The organism is Paraburkholderia sp. TE9906 (assembly GCF_056279605.1).
Genome location: NZ_JBWCCT010000011.1, coordinates 115,190 through 133,901, shown reverse-complemented (window position 1 = coordinate 133,901; position 18,712 = coordinate 115,190). Strand labels below are relative to the sequence as shown.

The 18,712-nt window shown below is 65.2% G+C and carries 17 protein-coding genes; 3 read left to right on the top strand and 14 right to left on the bottom strand.

Features of this window, described 5'->3' with window-relative positions; genetic code table 11:
* Positions 1–78: 78 nt before the first annotated feature.
* Together ACZ9H4_RS26885 and ACZ9H4_RS26880 are read right to left on the bottom strand one after the other, a co-directional pair.
* A complete protein-coding gene (locus tag ACZ9H4_RS26885) occupies positions 79–1,017 on the bottom strand; it encodes an urea transporter (protein ID WP_476121710.1) in 939 nt (312 codons plus the stop codon).
* 150 nt (positions 1,018–1,167) lie between these two features.
* Entirely contained in the window at positions 1,168–1,329 is a 162-nt protein-coding gene (locus ACZ9H4_RS26880) for a hypothetical protein (RefSeq protein ID WP_476121708.1), read from the bottom strand.
* A gap of 86 nt (positions 1,330–1,415) precedes the next feature.
* On the opposite strand from ACZ9H4_RS26880, the gene ACZ9H4_RS26875 reads away from it, so the two are divergent.
* Complete coding sequence (locus ACZ9H4_RS26875; RefSeq protein ID WP_408325780.1) at positions 1,416–1,970, top strand: putative glycolipid-binding domain-containing protein; 555 nt, start codon at positions 1,416–1,418, stop codon at positions 1,968–1,970.
* Here the strand turns inward: ACZ9H4_RS26875 and ACZ9H4_RS26870 are convergent.
* From ACZ9H4_RS26870 to ACZ9H4_RS26830, 9 genes are all read right to left on the bottom strand, one after another.
* Positions 1,945–2,889 carry an alpha/beta fold hydrolase gene (locus ACZ9H4_RS26870; RefSeq protein WP_476121706.1) on the bottom strand — a complete coding sequence of 315 codons (945 nt, stop codon included), beginning with the start codon at positions 2,887–2,889 and terminating at the stop codon, positions 1,945–1,947. The genes ACZ9H4_RS26875 and ACZ9H4_RS26870 overlap by 26 nt on opposite strands.
* The gene (locus tag ACZ9H4_RS26865; RefSeq protein WP_408325786.1) at positions 2,886–3,767 is read right to left on the bottom strand and encodes a metal-dependent hydrolase; all 882 of its coding nucleotides are present in this window, start codon (positions 3,765–3,767) and stop codon (positions 2,886–2,888) included. Before ACZ9H4_RS26865 ends, ACZ9H4_RS26870 begins: the two co-directional genes overlap by 4 nt.
* Positions 3,768–3,834: 67 nt before the next feature.
* A complete protein-coding gene (locus ACZ9H4_RS26860) occupies positions 3,835–4,743 on the bottom strand; it encodes an SDR family NAD(P)-dependent oxidoreductase (RefSeq protein WP_476121704.1) in 909 nt (302 codons plus the stop codon).
* Positions 4,744–4,809: 66 nt separating this feature from the next.
* Positions 4,810–6,420 (bottom strand): flavin-containing monooxygenase, encoded by a 1,611-nt coding sequence (locus tag ACZ9H4_RS26855; RefSeq protein WP_476121702.1) that lies wholly within the window; start codon positions 6,418–6,420, stop codon positions 4,810–4,812.
* 133 nt (positions 6,421–6,553) lie between these two features.
* The gene (locus ACZ9H4_RS26850; protein ID WP_476121700.1) at positions 6,554–7,549 is read right to left on the bottom strand and encodes an aliphatic sulfonate ABC transporter substrate-binding protein; all 996 of its coding nucleotides are present in this window, start codon (positions 7,547–7,549) and stop codon (positions 6,554–6,556) included.
* A 307-nt stretch (positions 7,550–7,856) separates the two neighbouring features.
* Entirely contained in the window at positions 7,857–8,723 is an 867-nt protein-coding gene (locus ACZ9H4_RS26845) for a MerR family transcriptional regulator (protein WP_476121698.1), read from the bottom strand.
* A gap of 46 nt (positions 8,724–8,769) precedes the next feature.
* Positions 8,770–9,402, bottom strand: a complete 633-nt coding sequence (locus ACZ9H4_RS26840; RefSeq protein WP_408155031.1) for a GNAT family N-acetyltransferase — start codon at positions 9,400–9,402, stop codon at positions 8,770–8,772.
* A 162-nt stretch (positions 9,403–9,564) separates the two neighbouring features.
* The gene (gene sapR, locus ACZ9H4_RS26835; RefSeq protein ID WP_408146768.1) at positions 9,565–10,497 is read right to left on the bottom strand and encodes a sap1 transcriptional regulator SapR; all 933 of its coding nucleotides are present in this window, start codon (positions 10,495–10,497) and stop codon (positions 9,565–9,567) included.
* 126 nt (positions 10,498–10,623) lie between these two features.
* Positions 10,624–11,511: a DMT family transporter gene (locus ACZ9H4_RS26830; RefSeq protein ID WP_408155035.1), complete on the bottom strand. Its 888-nt coding sequence runs from the start codon at positions 11,509–11,511 to the stop codon at positions 10,624–10,626.
* 116 nt (positions 11,512–11,627) lie between these two features.
* Between ACZ9H4_RS26830 and ACZ9H4_RS26825 the strand changes: the two genes are divergently transcribed.
* Complete coding sequence (locus tag ACZ9H4_RS26825; RefSeq protein WP_476121695.1) at positions 11,628–13,067, top strand: aminotransferase-like domain-containing protein; 1,440 nt, start codon at positions 11,628–11,630, stop codon at positions 13,065–13,067.
* 40 nt (positions 13,068–13,107) lie between these two features.
* Here ACZ9H4_RS26825 and ACZ9H4_RS26820 read toward each other — a convergent pair whose 3' ends face one another.
* From ACZ9H4_RS26820 to ACZ9H4_RS26810, 3 genes are all read right to left on the bottom strand, one after another.
* Positions 13,108–14,181, bottom strand: coding sequence for a TAXI family TRAP transporter solute-binding subunit (locus ACZ9H4_RS26820; protein WP_408146774.1), 1,074 nt, complete (start codon positions 14,179–14,181; stop codon positions 13,108–13,110).
* Between the two features lie 190 nt (positions 14,182–14,371).
* The gene (locus tag ACZ9H4_RS26815) at positions 14,372–15,115 is read right to left on the bottom strand and encodes a hypothetical protein (protein WP_408155039.1); all 744 of its coding nucleotides are present in this window, start codon (positions 15,113–15,115) and stop codon (positions 14,372–14,374) included.
* Positions 15,116–16,137: 1,022 nt separating this feature from the next.
* The gene (locus tag ACZ9H4_RS26810; RefSeq protein ID WP_408325802.1) at positions 16,138–17,697 is read right to left on the bottom strand and encodes an MDR family MFS transporter; all 1,560 of its coding nucleotides are present in this window, start codon (positions 17,695–17,697) and stop codon (positions 16,138–16,140) included.
* Between the two features lie 75 nt (positions 17,698–17,772).
* Here ACZ9H4_RS26810 and ACZ9H4_RS26805 point away from each other — a divergent pair, with 75 nt between their 5' ends.
* On the top strand, positions 17,773–18,570 hold the full coding sequence (locus ACZ9H4_RS26805; protein ID WP_476121692.1) for a TetR/AcrR family transcriptional regulator: 798 nt from the start codon (positions 17,773–17,775) through the stop codon (positions 18,568–18,570).
* Positions 18,571–18,712: the final 142 nt, after the last annotated feature.

The window sequence follows — 18,712 nt, the reverse complement described above, 5'->3', positions numbered from 1 at the left end:
CCTGAGGTTGCCTCGCGTCGGTGCGGTGCAGTCGGTTGTCAGCGCGTGCTGACCTGCGCGCAATGCCGCCGCCATGTGTCAATTCGTGCGCGTGACCGGCGCCGTGACCGGTCGGGCGCTTTCCATGCTTTGCGCCGATCCGTCTGCGATAGCGCCGCGCGTGACGCGATGCCTGACCCATTGCACGCACCACGTCGCGAGTACAAAGGGCGCGGCCATCGCCGGCCAGCCGAAGTGGGCGGCCGCCGCTTGCAGCACGATCGAAACGGCGACGCCGCCCAGCATCGGCACGACGCCGCAATCGATGAGCGCGAGTGCGGTGAGCGCGCCGTTGAATCCTAACAGGCCGGTGTCGAACGAGTGTGGGGTTGCGCCGAGCAGAAGATGCGCGGCGCTCGCAAGTGTCGCGCCGCCCAGCGCCCATAGTGCATGCCGGCACGATGCCGCCGCGATGCCGGTCAGCACGAGCCAACCCGCTAACGCGCCCGACCCAAAGCCTGTTTGCGCGAATCCGGCGAGTACCGCGCCACTCCATTGGGTGAGGCCTGGCGAGTGCAACGAAGCCGGGCTCACGGGCTGTGCGCCGCTCGTGATCATAGGCAGCCAGCACCATGTCACGATCAGATACGGACTCGACAGGCAGCTCAGTCCGCGTGCGCGCAGCCATCGCGACCACGGCCCCACGAGCCACGCGGTGGCCGTCGCGGCGAGAATCGCGACGGCGGTTGCAGTCGCGGCGTCGCGGATGAAACTGAAGGCGGCGAGTCCTGCGAGCGCGCCGTTGAAGCCGTGCAGTCCGGCGCGGGTGTCGTCGTCGCGACAGCCGGCCAGCATGGCGCTCACGTTGGCCGCGACCGCGCCCATCAGCGCCGCACATGCGAGGCGCGGCTCGGCGACCCACCACGCAGCGAGCAGGCACGCGCCGGTGAACGCGTTCGGTTGCAGCACGATCTGGCCGAGACTGCGCAACAGTGTGCACAAGGCGGCGGAGGGAGCGTCGGTCGCGGCGGCGTGCATGGATTGACGGTGGTTCGATTGAGTGTCGGAATGTCGCAATGTCGATGAAGCGCGCCGCGCGAGCTTGCACGGCGGGCGCCAGGCGTGCGAGCAGGTTCGGCCGCAACGCAGCGAGCGCCCTGACTACGGCAAACCGCGAGCATAGGCCAGCTATGTGGATTCGGGCATCGTCGCGCGTTGATAGTGGCTATTTGCGTAGCCGCCCATGCGCACGACGAACACGCGCACGACGAACACGCGCACGACGAACACGCGCACGACGAACACGCGCACGACGAACACGCGCACGACGAACACGCGCACGACGAACACGCGTCGGTGACCCGCTAGCCGGCATTCGCGCTACGATATATGAGCCCGGCGCGCAGGTCGCGCGGCTTTCGCGAGGAGACAGGCTGATGCGTGAACTACGGTGGGCTTCGGAAGAGGGCGACGGCATCGAACATCTGACGTTCGACGCGCGCGACGACAGCTTCGCAGTGGAGAGCGTGGTGGTCGGCCAGCGCTACGGGCGCGCGTATGGGCTGCACTACTCGGTGCGCTGCGACGCGCAATGGCGCACGCGGCATGCGTGGCTGAAGATCGTCGGCGGTGGCGAACTGGAATTGTACGGCGACGGCGCGGGCCATTGGCGCGACGGGCACGGTCTCGTATTGAGCGGGATCGAAGGCTGTATCGACATCGATATCGCGGCCACGCCGTTCACCAATACGTTACCGATCCGCCGGTTGCAACTGGCCGAAGGCGAGCGTCAACCGATCTCGGTCGCCTATATCTCGACGCCGGATTTGCAGGTCACGCGCGTCGAGCAGGCGTATTCGTGCGTCGGTCTGAATCGCGAGTATCGCTACGAAGGTATCTTCCGCAACTTCACCGCGAACATGCAGGTGGACCAGGACGGCCTCGTGATCGACTATCCGACGCTATTCACGCGCCTGCCGCGCGCGCGTTGAGCGGCGCCGCAGCGAGGCCGTCATGTTCCGTTCGATGCTGGCTGACAAAGCGCTCGATGCATGCCGCGATGCGCACGGGCTCACGCAGCACGACCCAGTGGCCCGCATCGATTTCACTGCGTTCGTAGGCCCCGAGCCAGCCTTCCAGGCCGAGCGATAGCTCCGGTCCGACATAACGGTCGCGCAGCGGCACGATGAATTGCACCGGCGCATGCGCATGACGCGCGCGCGGCCGCAGCAGCTTGTCGATGAAGTTGGCGCGATACAGATTCAGTCCGTTGATCGCATTGCGCATTTGCGCTGGATCGCGAGCCGGGTGCACGTGTTCGGTCATGCGCAGCCACAGCGGCCACAGGCGAGCGCAGCTGGCGCGCCACATCAGTTCCGGCAGCCACGGCAGATGAAAGAAAAAGATGTACCAGGATTTGAGCGTTTGCCGCACGCCGCTGCCGAACGGACGTTTTGCCGTTTCGCGTGACGGGCGATTCGCCTCGCCTCCGCGCAAACCGGGCGACGCATGATCAAGGCACGGCCCGGAGATCGACGTATAAGACGCGATACGGCCTTCGAACGCCGGATCGGTGACGGCTTCCCAGCTTTGAATCGAGCCCCAGTCATGCCCGACCAGGTGAAAAGGGCACGTGCCGCAGGTTGCATCGGCGACCGCGGCGAGATCGGCCGCAAGTCGTTCGAGCCGGTACGCGCTGCGCGTGGCCGGTGCGTCGGAGGCGCCCGCGCCGCGCACGTCGTAAGCGATCACGCGATAGCGCGCGTCGAGTTGCGCGCGCACCGGCTCCCATACGGCCGCCGAATCGGGATAACCGTGCACCAGCACGATCGGCGGCGCTTCGCGCGGTCCGCTCACGTAGACCGCGAGCCGTACACCGCCGGACTCGACCGACAGCGCGTCGCGTATCACGCGGCCGCCTGCACGCCGCGCCGCGCGGCCTTGCGCGCGCTCGGCGTGACGGCATTGCTTGCGTCGACTGCGGCCACCAGGTCCTCGATGCGCGCCAGTTGCGCACGATTGTCGTAATCCCACGGATGGAAGCCGGGCCGGAAAAAGCTCAGCCATTCCCCGGCGATACGCGGAAACACGCCATGGCGCGGACCATACAGATATTTGACGATGCGCCACATGCCGCGCAGATGGCCGCCGCGTTTGCGATCGGCGATCAGCAGGCGCACGTGGAAGTCGAACACGATGAGCCAGAACGTCACGGTGGTGGCGAGCATGGTGCCGGTGCGCAGCAGATAGCGGCCGAGGCCGGGCTTGAGCACCGTGTTCCAGACGTCGTATGAAACGGACTTGTGTTCGGTTTCCTCGAGCGCGTGCCAGGTCCACATCTGCGTATAGCCTTCGACCGATCCCTCGATGCGCGTCCCGTCTTCCAGCAGCAGGTTGGCGAGCATTGCCGTGTAGTGTTCGAGGCAGACCGTGATCGCGAGCTGATGCGAAGGCGGCAGCACCTTGCGCAAGAAGTTGAGAATCATCCACAGCCGCTTGTCGAGCTTGTGTGCGGGCAGGCCGGCTTGCTGCAGCAGATCGTTGTATTCGATGTGTTCGCGCGTATGCATCGCTTCCTGGCCGATGAAGCCGAGCACCTGCTTTTTCAGCTCGGGGTCGTCGATCTGGTCGCGGTAGTGGCGCACGCTGTCCATGAAGAAACGCTCTCCGGCCGGAAAGAGCAGCGAAAGCGAATTGAAGAAGTGCGTCACATACGCGCCTTGCGCGTGCCAGTCGCACGCGTGTTGCGGCGGCAGGTTGAAACGGAGGTCGCGGCGAACCGGCATCATGACCTTTCTCCTGGTGATGTTGAGGACACAGTCGGGCGTGCGGGCTGAGTGGAGCGCAGCGCGTTCATCAGGCGCGTGTGCCGTCGACCTGCGCGGCGCGGCGCGCGCGTTTTTCCGCGGCGCGTTTCAGCCGGCGCGTCTGCATCACGACCAGCGCCTGGTACGCCGCCGGCAACGTGCGCGCGAGCCAGTCTGCGGCGCGCGCATCCCGCCCGATCAACACGCGCCGTTTGTTCTTGCGCACGCCGTCGAGAATCACGCGCGCGGCGTCGTCGGCGGTGGTGATGAAGAACTTCTCGAAGTCGTCCTTGCCTTGCTGTTCGGTTTCCAGCATGAAGCCGACCATGTTCGACGAGATCCGGCTCGACTGTGCAATGCCCGTGCGGATGCCGCCCGGATGCACGCAGGTTGCCGACACGCCGCACTTCATCAGATCGAGCTCCTGGCGCAGCGCTTCGGTAAAGCCGCGCACGGCGAATTTGGTCGCGTTGTAGCCGCTCATGCCAGGCTGCGAAAACAGGCCGAATACGCTCGACGTATTGACGATATGTCCCGCGCCGGACGCTTTCAGATACGGCAGGAACGCTTTCGTGCCGTGCACCACGCCCCAGAAGTTGATGCCGACGATCCATTCCAGATCGGCGTAGTCCATGCCTTCGATCGTGCTCGACAGCGCCACGCCCGCATTGTTGAACATGAGATTGACGCGCTCGTGCTGCAGCGCCGTTTCGGCGGCCCACTCGAACATTGCCGCGCGGTCCGCGACGTCGAGCACGCGGGTGGTGATGTGCAACGGCGAGCCGACGATGTGCGGGGCGGCGGTGCGCACAAGCTGCCCGGTTTCGGCGAGGCTCGTCGCATTGCGGTCGGCGAGCGCGAGGTGACAGCCTTCGCGCGCCAGTTGAATAGCGAGTGCGCGGCCCATGCCCGAACCCGCGCCGGTTATCGCGGCCACTCTGCCGGTAAAGTTCTTCATTGGCTTGTCTCCAGTCCTCTCTGAACGGTGCGCTGTCGTTGTCGTCCATGTCTTCGTGATGCGTTGTCAGGACGCTTGCGCCGATGTAGCGGCCGCGTTGCCATGAACGTGCGCGGGCTGCTGCGGACTCGCCTCGGTACCTGCCTGAGTACTTGCTTGCGGTGCGGGCGCATAGGCAAGGTAGTCGTCCATGCTGAAGGTACTCGTGGCCTGGCGGAATTTGTACGCAAACCCCGGCCACAGCGTGGTGTTCCTGCCGGTCTTCGGATCGAGATACCAGCTCTTGCAGCCGCCCCTCGACCAGATCGCGCGGCCGAGTTTCCGCTGGATCTGCTCGTTGTAGCTGCGCTCCACTTGCGCACGCACTTCGATCGCGGCGGCGCGTTCAGCCTGCATCGTCTTCAGCGCGCGCAGGATGTACTCGACCTGCGACTCGATCATGAACACCATCGAGTTATGCCCAAGGCCGGTATTCGGTCCGACGATCATGAAAAAGTTCGGATAGCCAGGCAATGACGTACCGAGGTATGCATGCGCGCCGTCGCGCCACGTATCGACGATATCGATGCCGCCGCGCCCGCGCACCACGCCCGCCGGAAACGGATCGGCCACCTGGAAGCCGGTGCCGAAGATCAGGCAGTCGGCCGGATGGCGCACGCCGTCGGTGGTGATCACCGCGTCTTCTTCGATGCGCGCGATGCCCGTGGTCGTCACCGAGACATTCGGGCGCGACACGGCGGGGAAGTAGTCGTTCGAGATCAGGATGCGCTTGCAGCCCATCGTGTAGTTCGGCGTGAGCGTGGCGCGCAGTTGCGGGTCGGGTACCTCGCGGCGCAGGTGACGCTCGGCGACTTTCTGCGCGGTCTTCATCAGCGACGGATGAATCGCGAAACCGAACGCGCGCGATTCGAGCATGCAGTAAAGCGCCGAACGCATGATCTTCTGCGTGAATGGCAGGTTTCTGAACAGCCACTGTTCGAGCGGCTTCACCGCGCGGTCGGCTTTCGGCATGATCCACGGCGGCGTGCGCTGGAACAGATCCAGATGCGCGACGCGCGGGGCGATCTGCGGCACGAACTGGATCGCGCTCGCGCCGGTGCCGATCACGGCGACGCGTTTGCCGTCGAGCGGATAGTCATGGTCCCAGTGCTGCGAGTGAAACGACTTGCCGCGGAATCGCTCGATGCCGGGAATGTTTGGCACGGCGGCGCGTGAGAGGCCGCCCATTCCCGAGATCAGTACGCGCGCGGAGCATCGCTGGCCGTTCGTGAAGGTCAGTTGCCAGCGGTGGCGTGTGTCGTCGTAGATCGCGCTCGCCAGTTCGTGAGCGAAACGCAGATGCGGCTCGATGCCGAAGCGCCGCGCGCAATCTTCGAGGTAAGCGCGAATTTCCGGCTGGCGCGCAAACATGCGGGACCAGCGCGGATTGGGTGCGAACGAGAACGAATAGACGTGCGATTGGACGTCGCACGCGCAGCCGGGATAATGGTTGTCGCGCCAGGTGCCGCCGACCGAGCCGGCCTTTTCGGCGACGATGAAATCGGTGATGCCGGCTTGCCGGAGGCGGATCGCCATACCGAGGCCCGCAAAGCCGGAGCCGATGATGGCGATATCGGTGTCGACGGGCGCCGGCGCGTCGGGAGGCGCGGCGTCGTGAGGCATCGTGCGGGCGTTCATCCGATCCGTCTCCATTTTAACCGTCTAAACTGTTACATTGGTTGATGTAACGATAGAGGCTGGAAACGGCTGACGCAAGAAGCCGGTTAGACGCCCGACTCTAGGTGCCCGGCGGCGATGCTCGCCGCGCGCTTCACCGCACGGCCAGCGCTGCCGCGACCACCGGGCTCTGCCAGACGTTGTCTTTCACGGTAATTTTCTGCGGGATCAGGTGGGCGCCATAAAAGGCGTCGGCGACCACCTGCTGCGAGCGCACGATCTCGTCGCTAACGGCCGTGGTGCCGTACGGATAGCGGCGCACCCACGTCTCGACCACCTTCTGGTCGAGGCCGACCTTCGGCGCGATCAGCGCGGCGGTTTCCACCGGATGCGCATTGACCCACGCGCCGGCAAGGCGCAACTGCCCGAGAATCGCCCCGATCACATCGGGATGCTGCTGCGAGAAATCGCGCGTCGCTTCGTAGAAGTTGTACGGACTGTTGAGTTCGGCATAGTCGACCAGCATGCGCGCCTTCCGCGCCTGTTGCGCCGCTGCGTAATAGGGGTCCCAGATCACCCATGCGTCCACGCTGCCGTTTTCGAAGGCGGCGCGCGCGTCGGCGGGCGCCAGATACACCGGGTGAATGTCTTCGTAGTGCAGGCCCGCTTGCTTCAGCGCTTCGAGCAGCAGATAGTTCGAACTCGATCCCTTCTGCAACGCGACACGTTTGCCCTTCAGATCGGCGACGTTGCGCAGCGCCGAATCGCTTCTGACCAGAATGGCTTCGGCATGACGCCCCGAAGGCTCAGCGCCGACGTACACGAAGTGCACGCCGCCCGCTTGCGCGAACACGGCTGGCGGCGCGCCGGTATAGCCGAAGTCGATGCTGTTGGCGTTCAGCGCTTCGAGCAGTTGCGGCCCGGCCGGGAATTCGAACCACTTGACGGCATAGCCGAGCGGCTTGAGTTTGTCGTCGAGCGAGCCTTGCGCTTTGAGCACCGCGAGCAAGCCCGATTTCTGATAGCCGATGCGCAGCACTTTGGCCGGCTCGTTGTTGTTGCCCGTGCTCTGCGCGTTCGCGCCCAGGGTCGTGACAGCCGTCAGCAACGCGGCGGTGAGATGAAGCGTGAAACGAGGGTGACGTGCCATCCGGCGATCTCCATTGCAGTCGATTGACGTGTGCGCCGTTGGTGTCCGCTTGCGTCCCGCGTGGTCCGCCCGGGTCGAGCGATGCATGGCGCGTGTCGGGATGGGCGCTGCGGGGAACACGTTGCGGCGGCATTCGGGGATCGTCGCATGGACGTCTTGCCGGTCAAACGAAGCAATGCAGATTTGAATATGACGTGCGCGCGAAAACGCTGCGCTGTATCGGCGTGTGCATTTCGCGGTGGGAGCGGGCACGAACGCGCGCCACGGGTGCGCGCCACGTATGCGCGCGCCTGCACCGTCTGCCGCGTTACTTCTTCGCGTTGCCTTTTTTCGTCACAGTGCGCGCAGCCGCCGCGCCTTGCGCCGGATGGCCAAGCTTCTTTTCCATGATTGCGGCAACGCGGTCGCCCAGATAGTCGCCGGACGCTTCTTCGAGGGCGCGGTTCATTTCGCTTTCGACCAGCACGCTGGCAAGCGGGCGCAAACGCCAGATCGCGTCGACCAGTGCGGGCACGTCGGCGGGCGGCGGCAGTGCATCGGCGTCGTAGCGGTCCAACTGATGCACCACCAGATCGACCAGTGCTTTCGCGACTGCACTGAAATGCGGCCTCGCGATGCTCACGGCGTCGAGCAGATCGGCAAGCGCAATGCCTTCCTTCGCCATGGTCGCGCCGGCGGTCAGCGCGGTGGGGTTGCCCGACACGAACGAGAGGCCGTCGCGTTCGAGCAGGCCGAGATCGACCGCTTTGGCGAGCGCGCCGGGCGACGTCTTGTCGCCGAACATTTGCAGCAGTTCGAGCAGCGAATATTTCTTTGGCCGTTCGCGCGACCAGCGTCCGCCGATCGCGGTTTCGAGACCGAGGATCGAGCGCAGGTCGTGGCCTTCATCGACCGCCATGATCAGGTCCTGGATGTTCGCGAGCGTGTAGCCGCGCGCCAGCAGGTGATTGATCAGCTTGAGACGCGACACGTGCGTGTCGTCATACACGCCGACCCGGCCGCGCTTCTCCGGCGGCGCGAGCAGGCCGCGGTCCTGATAGGCGCGCACGTTGCGCACGGTGGTGTCGGTGACGCGCGCGAGTTCGTCGACGGTGTATTCGTTGCGCGACGTGGCGCTCGCCGGTTCGACGGAACCGGCAGGCGAGGGCGCGACGGGAGGCGGCTTCTTGGGCATGCGGCGATTTTAACGCGGCGGCCTTGCGCGCCACCAGCGCGGCGCTTCAGGCGCGTCGGCTGGTTGGTGCGCCGGCGGTTTCTTTCGTTGCATCATCCGGCATCGTGGAGTCGCCGCGTCCCAGCGTGCGTTGCATCAGCGTCGTGTCGATCCAGCGGCCGTGCTTGAAGCCCACGGCCTTCAACGTGCCGGTCAGTTCGAAGCCCAACTGCGTGTGCAGCGACAGCGAACCGCCGCTGCCGTTATCCGCGATCACGGCGACCATCTGGCGCCACGGTCCGCTTTCGCAGCGTTCGATCAGCGCCTGCAGCAACACGCGTCCGAGGCCGCGTCCGCGATAGGCGTCGCTCACGTAGATCGAATCTTCGATGGTGTTGCGATACGCGGCGCGCGGCCGGTATGGCGTCGCATAGCAATAGCCCGCGACCTCGCCGTCGATCTCGGCGACCATGTACGGCAGCCCATGAGCGCGCACCGATGCGAGCCGGGTGCACAGGTCGTCGACGGAAGGCGGGGTTTCTTCGAACGACGCGACGCCGGTCAGAACGTGATGTGCGTAGATCGCCTGAATCGCGGGGAGATCGGCTTCGGTGGCGTCGCGGATGGACGGGGCGCTTCGTGTATCCGTCGATGCGTCCGCTGACGGTGATGATGAGGGGGCTGTGCGGGTCGTGCTCATACGTGTTCCTGTCGTAGCCGGTAAATCCGCCGAAACGCTTACTATGCTCGCCGCGCGCGCCGATTTGAAGCGGGTCAAAAATCGGCGCGATACGTGGTGGGCGATTGCAGCAAACGTGCGGCGAATCCGCTCTTATTGTTGCCGGTCGAGGCAACGCGCGCCTCACAGATCGAACTGATCGAATTCGCTTTGCAGTTGCCGATTGCGGGCCACACGTTCGTCGATTCCCGCGCCGAGCCGCTCGACGATCGCCGAAATCAGCAGATTGAACAGGCAGGTGAGCGGCGCGAGCGAGTCCCAGAACTGGCCGACATCGGTCTTCACCTGCAGCAGATCGCCGTCGAAATCGCGCGCCCACGGACAGTAAATATCGGTGACGAGCGCGAACGGCAGGCCGCGGCGGGTGGCGGCTTCGCAATAGCGGCGCGCGACCGTCGAATAAGCGCGGGTGTCGGTGACGATCAGATACGGCGACTCGAATTCCGAGTTCAGCGAATCGACGTATGAACCGGACATCCCATCGGAATAGAAGACGCGCGGCCGAATGTATTCGAGGTAGCTGTAGAACGCGTTGCTGATACCGCGCGTGGATTGAATGCCGAGGATGTACACCGCGTCGGCGGTCGAAATGCGCTCCGCGACGCGAGCGAACACAGGGGTTTGCGCGAGCTGGTAGACATGCTGGATCGCGCCGATCTCGAGTTCGAGCGAATGGGCGAGCACGGCATGATGAGCTGTGGCAGTGGCGGCGTCGGGCGCGGCCTCGCCGGTTGCTTCGCCTTGCCCGCTTGGGCTGCTGCTTGGGCTGCCTGGGCTGCCGCTGCGGCGGAACGCGTCGAGCCGGTCGGTGATGAGCCACGGGCGCTCCTGCGCGCCGCGCAATTCGCGCTTCAGGTCGTCGAGGTTCTGGTAGCCGACGCTGCGCAGGAAGCGGCCGACCGAAATGCCGCTCGTGCCGGCTTGCTGGGCGATCTGATCGGCGGTTTCGAGGCCGAGCCGCTCGAGGTTCGCCAGCATGTAGCTGGCGACGCGTTTGGAAGTTGGCGTGAGTTCGGCAAAGCGGGCTTCGACGGTTTGAGCGAAAGCGGTCGGCATCGTGAGTCGCGGCGCGGTGGTGGATCGATCATCGGGATGATGACATATTCAACCGGCGGTTCGCTTCCTTCGATCCGGAAAGGAGGAGGGCCATGATCATGACCCCGACCCTGTCCAACCCGCGGCTCAAACCGCCGGCCGCACCGGCGCGGCCCGCGAGAAACGCCGCGCGCCCGCGACGCACGCCACCACCACGACCGTGACCAGAATCATCGCGGGCGGCACCTGTTCGTGCAGCAGCAGTCCGGCAAGCAGCAGCCCGAAGAACGGTTGCAGCAACTGCAACTGCCCGACGGCCGCGATGCCGCCGAGCGCGAGCCCGCGATACCAGAACACGAAGCCGATCAGCATGCTGAAGAGCGACACGTACGCGAGTCCCCAGAACGCGGCGTGGCTGACGCCCTCGAACGAAGCGGGCCGGGTCCACCAGGCGAGCGGCAGCATCAGCGGCAGCGACAGCACCAGGGCCCACGAAATCACCTGCCAGCCGCCGAGATGCCGCGACAGACGCGCGCCTTCGGCATAGCCCAGGCCGCATACGACGATGGCGCCCAGCATGAGCGCATCGCCGATGGGCGATGCGTCGATGCCGTGGCGCATCGCGAACGCGACCACCGCGCCGCTGCCGAGCGCCGAGAACAGCCAGAACGCCGGTTGCGGACGCTCGCCGCCGCGCAGCACGGCGAAAATCGCGGTGGCAAGCGGCAGCAGGCCGACGAACACGACCGCATGCGCGGAACTGACGTGGCGCAACGCAAGCGCCGTCAACAACGGAAAGCCAACCACCACGCCGAGCGCGACCACGACGAGCGGAATCAGATCGCGGCGGGCGGGGCGCGTCTCACGAAACACCAGCAGCAGCAACAGGCCGAGCGCGCCGGCAATCGTCGCGCGGGCGACGGTCAGAAACACCGGGTCGAGGCCTTGCACGGCAAGCCGCGTGGCCGGCAGCGAGCCGCTGAAAATCAGGACGCCTGCAAGTCCGCTGAGCCAGCCGTTCGTCGTCTTGTCCATCGGAAGAGTCCATATGCCCATGAAATAGAACGCATAGCATCCCGGTTTTAGCCGAAAAGGGTAAGCTACAGATCAGTACAATTCGTACAAACTGTACCGAACGTGGAGCAGTACAGATGGTAGAAAGCGAGAACAACCGGACTGCATCGGGCACGCGTGTCGGCACGGTGATGGACAGTTTGCGCGAGCGCATCGCAAGCCGCTCGCTGATGCCGGGTGCGCGCGTGCCGTCGATCCGCGCGATGACCGAAACACTCGGGGTATCGAAGTCGACCGTCGTGGAAGCATACGACAGGCTGGTCGCGGAAGGCGTGATCGTCGCGCGGCGCGGCTCCGGATTTTTCGTGTCAGGCCATGCGCCGCCGCTCGCGCTCGCCGATCTCGGGCCGCGTCTGGATCGCGAGGTCGATCCGCTGTGGCTCACGCGGCAGTCGCTGGAGGCGGGCTCGAAGGTGCTGAAACCCGGCTGCGGCTGGGTGCCGGCCGCGTGGCTGCCGGAAGACGGCGTGCGCCGCGCGCTGCGCGCGGTGGCGCGCGATCCGCAGTCCGTGCTCGCCGACTACGCGTGCCCGGCCGGTCTGCCCGCGCTGCGCCAGCAGCTGGCATGGCGGCTCTCGCAGCACGGCGTGGATGCGCCGCCCGAGCAGATCGTGCTGACCGACGGCGGTACGCACGCGCTCGATCTGGTGTGCCGCTTCCTGCTCGAACCGGGCGACACCGTGCTGATCGACGATCCGTGCTATTTCAATTTTCAGGCCTTGCTGCGCGCCCATCGCGCGCGCATCGTGAGCGTGCCGTACACGCCTTGCGGGCCCGATCTGGCGGCGTTCGAACGGGCGCTGATCGAGCATCGTCCGCGGCTCTATGTGACCAACTCCGCGATTCACAACCCCACGGGCGCGACGCTCGCGCCGGCTATCGCGCATCGGCTGCTGAAGCTCGCGGGTGAGCACGATCTGCTGATCGTCGAGGACGATATCTTCGCCGACCTCGAGGACGAACCCGCGCCGCGTCTCGCCGCGTTCGACGGGCTCGCGCGGGTGGTGTCGATCGGCAGCTTTTCGAAGACCCTGTCCGCGGCGGTGCGCTGCGGCTACGTCGCCGCGCGCGCCGAATGGATCGAGCCGCTGATCGACCTGAAGCTGGCGACGACGTTCGGCAACGGTCAGCTCGCGGCGAGCGTCGTGCATCGGATGCTGGTGGACGGCACCTACCGGCGGCATCTGGAGTCGATGCGCGCGAAGCTCGCCGACGCAATGGGCGACACCGTCAGGCGGCTCGGCTATGCGGGCCTCGATATCTGGACCCGGCCGCGCGGCGGCCTCTTCGTGTGGGCCCGTTTGCCGGATTCGCTCGACGCCGCCGACGTCGCGCGTCGTGCGCTCGCCGACAACGTCGTGTTCGCGCCGGGCAACGTGTTCAGCGCGTCGCAATCGGCGGCGGGCTTTCTGCGCTTTAACGTGTCGCAATGCAATCGGCCAAAGGTGTACGAGGCGTTGCAACGGGCGATGGAGGCATCGGCCGTGGCAGGAGGAAGGGCGCGGGAGCGCGCCTGAACGCGCGCGTCCCGCGAAGCTATTCGCCTTTCAGGCGAAGCTATTTGCACAACAGAAGCAGGCGCTCCTGGTCCGTGCAGGTCGAGCGTGGTTTCTGCGCCGCTTGCGTGGCGGTCGCGTTCATCGCGGCGCTCCGGTTCGTCAGGCACGCGCGCAGATGCTTTTCGACCGGCCCGTAATATTTCCAGCCGCGCACGAGGGGCGGCAATTCGAGTTTCACCTGCTTCCATTTGGGATGGCCGTGCTCCTGCAGGGTGTCGAAGTTCGCGCACAGCGAGTCGGCGAAGCGGTTCAGATTGCCGACGGTATCGCGCAGGCCGTAATCGTAGGTGACGAGAAAGGCCTTGACGGTCAGCGCGGGGACATCCTCCTTCAACCAGGTCGGGTAGCTGGCCGTGCGGATCGTGGTGGGGAAGTAGGTCTGTTTGGCGCGCGCGGTTTCGGGCGCGGCGGGATCGACCCGCAAGAGGCGGATCTGTTGCAGCAGCTCGGGGTTCATGTCGTTGAACAGCTTCGCCGGCTGCCCGACCACGATGATCGCGACGTCCACCTTCTTCACGATCAGCGCGGCGAGCGCGTCCTCGTTGCTCAGGTGCTGGACGTTCTGTGGGGGAATCGGCTGGCCGAACATCAGGTGGTAGAGCGTCGTGGCCGTTTGAGCAGTACCGCTGCCCAGCAGGCCGACGCTAATGGTCTTGTCCTTAATGTCCGCGAGGGTTTTCAGCGGCGAATCCGCGCGTACCACGACGTTAATTTCCTCGTCGTAGAGTGGCATGATGAGCCGCAGCGGGCGGATCGTCGTGCCCGCGTCGGAATTGCCCGCGTTTGCCATGTCGATGTAGGCCTGGTACACGTCGGATTGCACCAGCGCGAGTTTGACGCCGGGTTCGAAGCGCATGCGCTGCACGTTCTCCGCGGAGCCCTTCGACGCCACCACGTCCAGGTCGATGCCGACCGGTTGAGCCACCCATTTCGACAGATCCTGGCCGATCTGGATATAGGTGCCGCGCTCGGGGCCGGTGACGATTTTGTAGTGCGCCGGTTCCGCGCCGGCTAGCGAGCATACGAGGATTAGCGCCAGCCCCAGCCATCCCGCGAGAAGTCTCTTCAGCATGGTCTATTCACCTATCGGTCAGGTTGTACAGCCTCGCGAGTCAGTGCGCGTGAAGCGCAAGAGAGCCGGTTGCCATGTCATGCTCGACGCGCTTCGATGGCCGCGTCCGTCTGTTGCCGCTCAAAGCGCATGGATTAATGTGGGCGCTTTGAGCGGATATCTGCTATGTGATTCGGTATCCAAACAAATTTCACTGGCCGGTTGGCGTGCTGGTTGAAGATTTTCCGCCGTTCGGCGGTGCCCGGCTCCAACCGGAGTCCTTGATGGCGCGCTCGCGAGCATCGACGCCATTTGCCGTTCCTCCGGCAGTGCCTGCCGTGCCGGCGCGCGGCGCTGCCGCCGACAACTCGCCGGTTGCCGGTAAGCCTTGCGGCAACGGCGTTTGCAGTTGGGCCTGTTGCGTTGCCGCGGCGGCCTGTGGCGGTGCGAGCGGTTTGCCTTGCGCCGGCGCGGCTGCCGCAGCGCGCGGGTTGAGCGGCGCCCAGCCGGTCTCGCGAATCACGCGCGCGAGGATGCCCCTGGCTGCTTCGTTGCCGGTGTCGATCGTGAGCGCCTCGTTGGCATGCGCGCGCGCGCAGGGCCACGACTGCTGCGCGATGCATGTTTGCGCGGCCTGCAATGCGGCGTCGCGGCGCGCGGTCAAGGGCCGTAATTCGGACGCCAGGTCCTGCGCGGCACTGTTGCCCGGTTGCATCGCCAGCGCGGCGCCGAGTGCGGCTTGCGCGGCGGACAGGTCGTTGGCGCGGAACGCGAGCCGCGCCGCTTGCAGGGCTTGCGAGACATCGCGGAACTGCGGTGCGGGTCTGACAGGCGTCGCGGCAGCGGGTGGCGCGACGACCTGTGGTGCGACGACCTGTGGTGCGACGGCGGGTGGCGGTGCGACCGTTGGCGCTACGACCGTTGGCGCGACAGGCATGGCGGGAGCGGGTGGCATTATCTTCACCACGTTGACCGGTGCAGAAGGCCTGGTCGCAACGGCCGGAGGATTCGATTGAGCCGGTGCGAATGGCGCGATCGTACCGGTAGTCGTTCTGGCGTCCTGACGAGTGGAGCTAGTCTGATCGCCGATCGTGTCTTCCGAATCACTACCGGCGCTAAATAGCGCAAAAGCGACAAACGCCAGGCCGATGACGACAAGCACGGCAATTGCAATCAGCGCGTGGCGAAACGTTAATCCTTCACGCGGCGGATAGTTCGTGTCGTCGTACGGTGGGAGCGGCACGTGCGTCGGCGCTGGCGCGGTGCGAGGTGTGACCGCGGAAGGAGCGGCTTCGTCGGGACGCACAGCGTGAACCGTCGCGGTCGCCCCCGACGAAGCTTGCACGTTACTGAATTTGTGGCGGGCCTGATCGCTCGCGCCGGTCCGGCTCTCCGCGAACGGCGTGCGCCTGTACGAGCTCTCTTCGAGCGGATGTGCCGCGCCGCAATATGGACAAGTGTCCACTTGCCGGTACAGTGCACCGCCGCACCGTTTGCAGGGTGTTGGGAAACTGTGGCCGAGTGCTGTCTGGGTGGACATGCCGTGGACCCGCCTGTGGAAAACAATGCCATTACGGCATGCTCCGGATCGTGTTGAGGCTGGAGCCTTGTCCGCGGAATCACGATCCACATGCGCCGGAGAGTCTGAAAACGCAAGCTGCGCTTGCGTTGCCGATGCTTCCAATATGTGGTGTTTCGCTCATAACGTCAATCGCCGTTGGCACCTATCTTGTGTGCGCTACCGCACATTGCCAGGTACGACGAAACAGTGAGGATGCCGGAAGAACGAGCGAACGTTGGATTTTTTCCAGTGGTTCAGGACGAGTGCTCGGCGCGCATGAATTGCGGCGCTTGCGCAACGCAGCAGCGTGACGGCGAAAATGAAAACGAGGTCGACGCGTGTAGCGTTCGACCTCGTCCCGATCCCGTCATTTAAGCGCTTGCATCAAGCGCCGAAAGACAACTCTCCGATGGCAATCAATGCTTGCGCAGAGGATGATCCTTCAGCAACCACGCGAGTGCGAAAGCCAGCACCACCACGCAGGCGGCCGCGAGATACACCGTATGCAGCGCACCGGCGAACGCATGCAGATAGTCGTTGCGCAACGCGTCCGGCAACTGGTGGATCGCAGCGGGTCCCAACGCATGCGGCAGTTCCGTGTCGGGCGGAATCAGCTTTTCGAGTCGGGCGGCGAGTCCGTTCGAGAACACCGCACCGAAGCCGGCCACGCCGATCGAACCGCCGATCGAACGGAACAGCGTCGCACCGGAAGTGGCCACGCCTACGTGTTTGAACTCCACGGCGTTCTGTACGGCGAGAATCAGCACCTGCATCACCATGCCGAGACCGCAACCGAGAACGCCCATGTAGAGATACATCACATGAATGGGCGTGTCGATCTGCAAACGCGAGAGCAGCACCATCGCGATCGCCACGAGCGCGGTGCCCATGATCGGGAACAGGCGGTACTTGCCGATCTTGCTGATCACGCGGCCCGTCACCATCGACATCACGAACAGGCCGCCCATCATCGGTAGCATCTGCATGCCCGCCGCCGTCGGCGTCGAGCCCTTCACCACTTGCAAATAGAGCGGGATGAACGTCACCGAGCCGAACAGCGACACGCCGATGATGAAGCCGATCAGGCTGCTCAGCAAAAACGTGCGCTGCTTGAAGAGTTCGAGCGGCATGATCGGTTCGACCGCGCTGCGTTCTTCATGGATGAAACCCCAGATCGCCACGAGCCCCATGCCCAGCGTGAACCACAGTTGCGGCGACGACCACGGCAGGATCGTGCCGCCCTGGCTTGTAAACAGGATGATGCAGGTGAGCGCGCCGGCCAGAAACGCGGCGCCCATGTAGTCGATGGTGTGCTTCACGTGACGAACGTGCGGCTTGAACACCGCGCCGATCACGACGAGCGACATGATGCCGAGTGGCAGGTTGATGTAGAAAATCCAGCGCCACGTGAGGTGCTCGACGAGAAAGCCGCCGAGCAGCGGCCCGATCACGGTCGCAAGACCGAACACGCCGCCGAACACGCCCTGATAGCGGCCGCGCTCGGCCGGCGGAATCACATCGGCGATCGCTGCCATCGTCACCACCAGCAGGCCGCCGCCGCCGAGCCCTTGCAGCGCGCGCAGCACGATCAGCTGGGTCATGTTCTGCGCGAGGCCGCACAGGGCAGAGCCGACCAGGAACACGATGATCGCCGTCTGCAACACGATCTTGCGGCCGAACAGGTCGCCGAACTTGCCGTACAGCGGCACGACGATAGTCGAGCTGAGCAGGTAGGCGGTCACCACCCAGGACAGGTTGTTGAGCCCGCCGAGTTCGCCGACGATGGTCGGCAGCGCGGTCGAGACGATTGTCTGATCGAGCGCGGCGAGCAGCATGACCAGCAGCAGCGCAGGAAACAGCAGACGGATAGGCGGGTGCGCGGCGGCTGGCGAGTCTGCCCGCACGTCCGGGTGCAAGCCGGGCTGCGCGTCAGGCTTCATACGCTCGGCGAGTTGAGTCGTGGTCGATTGTTCCATGGCACCAGGGCATTGAAATTAATTAATTCAGAGATTAATATATGCGACATCGCGTCACTCGTCAAATTGAATGCAATGGCAAGGATTCCAGCAGATGACCCGGCGGTGAAAAAATCGTCGCGTGGTACGGCCGCCGTCAAGGCGGGCAAGGTGCCGAAGCGCGCAGTGAAAGCCGCGCCGGAAGACTCGACACGTGCCGCAACCGCCGCAACCGCCGCAACCGCCGCGCCCGCCCGCCGCCCTGGGAGGCCGACGGGCGCCGCACGCGGAGCGGAGCAGCGCAGCCGCCTGCTCGACGCCGCGCTCACGCTGTTCGCGCGGCAGGGCATCGTCGACACTACGCTCGGCGAGATCGCGCGCGAGGCAGGATTCACGCCGGCGATGATGCATTACTACTTCAAGACGCGCGAACAGTTGCTCGACTTACTGGTCGAGGAGCGCTTCGGGCCGTTGCGCGCGGAGCTCGGCATGCCGTTCCAGGAGAATCTCGACGATCCCGTCGCCGCGATCACGCAGCTCACGCAGCGGCTCGTGCTGGTGGCGAGCGAGCATCCGTGGTTTCCGTCGCTGTGGGTGCGCGAAGTGATCAGCGATGGCGGCCTGCTGCGCCAGCGCATTCATGAGCGCTTCGGCAACGCGCATCAGAAGGCGTCGCTGGCGGCCATCGCGCGCTGGCAGAAAGAAGGGCGTCTCAACGCGGGGCTGGAACCCGCGCTGGTGTTCGTCTCGCTGATGGGGTTGACGCTTCTGCCGCTAGCCACGTTGAAGCTGTGGCGCAACGATCCTTTGCGGCGCAATATCGGCGGCGAAGAGATCGCGCGGCATGCGGTCGCGTTGCTGCTTCAGGGGATAGGTCCGAAGAAAGCGGACTGACGCCCCGCTGCGTGTTGAAATGCGCGCAGAGCGGTACACTCGTTCGCCGCTCAGACAGCGCTGCGGCGACCCTAAGCCGCAACGTGCCGCAACGTGCCGCAACGTGCTGCAACGTGCTGCAACCGGCCCACGCGACTCGCGG

What these genes read in the sequence shown, in the direction of transcription:
- ACZ9H4_RS26825 (WP_476121695.1), top strand. Translation starts at nt 11,628, where the DNA reads ATGGTAGAAAGCGAGAACAACCGGACTGCATCGGGCACGCGTGTCGGC.
- ACZ9H4_RS26810 (WP_408325802.1), bottom strand. Translation starts at nt 17,697, where the DNA reads ATGGAACAATCGACCACGACTCAACTCGCCGAGCGTATGAAGCCTGAC.
- ACZ9H4_RS26875 (WP_408325780.1), top strand. Translation starts at nt 1,416, where the DNA reads ATGCGTGAACTACGGTGGGCTTCGGAAGAGGGCGACGGCATCGAACAT.
- ACZ9H4_RS26850 (WP_476121700.1), bottom strand. Translation starts at nt 7,549, where the DNA reads ATGGCACGTCACCCTCGTTTCACGCTTCATCTCACCGCCGCGTTGCTG.
- sapR (WP_408146768.1), bottom strand. Translation starts at nt 10,497, where the DNA reads ATGCCGACCGCTTTCGCTCAAACCGTCGAAGCCCGCTTTGCCGAACTC.
- ACZ9H4_RS26830 (WP_408155035.1), bottom strand. Translation starts at nt 11,511, where the DNA reads ATGGACAAGACGACGAACGGCTGGCTCAGCGGACTTGCAGGCGTCCTG.
- ACZ9H4_RS26865 (WP_408325786.1), bottom strand. Translation starts at nt 3,767, where the DNA reads ATGATGCCGGTTCGCCGCGACCTCCGTTTCAACCTGCCGCCGCAACAC.
- ACZ9H4_RS26840 (WP_408155031.1), bottom strand. Translation starts at nt 9,402, where the DNA reads ATGAGCACGACCCGCACAGCCCCCTCATCATCACCGTCAGCGGACGCA.
- ACZ9H4_RS26805 (WP_476121692.1), top strand. Translation starts at nt 17,773, where the DNA reads ATGGCAAGGATTCCAGCAGATGACCCGGCGGTGAAAAAATCGTCGCGT.
- ACZ9H4_RS26855 (WP_476121702.1), bottom strand. Translation starts at nt 6,420, where the DNA reads ATGAACGCCCGCACGATGCCTCACGACGCCGCGCCTCCCGACGCGCCG.
- ACZ9H4_RS26860 (WP_476121704.1), bottom strand. Translation starts at nt 4,743, where the DNA reads ATGAAGAACTTTACCGGCAGAGTGGCCGCGATAACCGGCGCGGGTTCG.
- ACZ9H4_RS26885 (WP_476121710.1), bottom strand. Translation starts at nt 1,017, where the DNA reads ATGCACGCCGCCGCGACCGACGCTCCCTCCGCCGCCTTGTGCACACTG.
- ACZ9H4_RS26815 (WP_408155039.1), bottom strand. Translation starts at nt 15,115, where the DNA reads ATGCCACCCGCTCCCGCCATGCCTGTCGCGCCAACGGTCGTAGCGCCA.
- ACZ9H4_RS26820 (WP_408146774.1), bottom strand. Translation starts at nt 14,181, where the DNA reads ATGCTGAAGAGACTTCTCGCGGGATGGCTGGGGCTGGCGCTAATCCTC.
- ACZ9H4_RS26845 (WP_476121698.1), bottom strand. Translation starts at nt 8,723, where the DNA reads ATGCCCAAGAAGCCGCCTCCCGTCGCGCCCTCGCCTGCCGGTTCCGTC.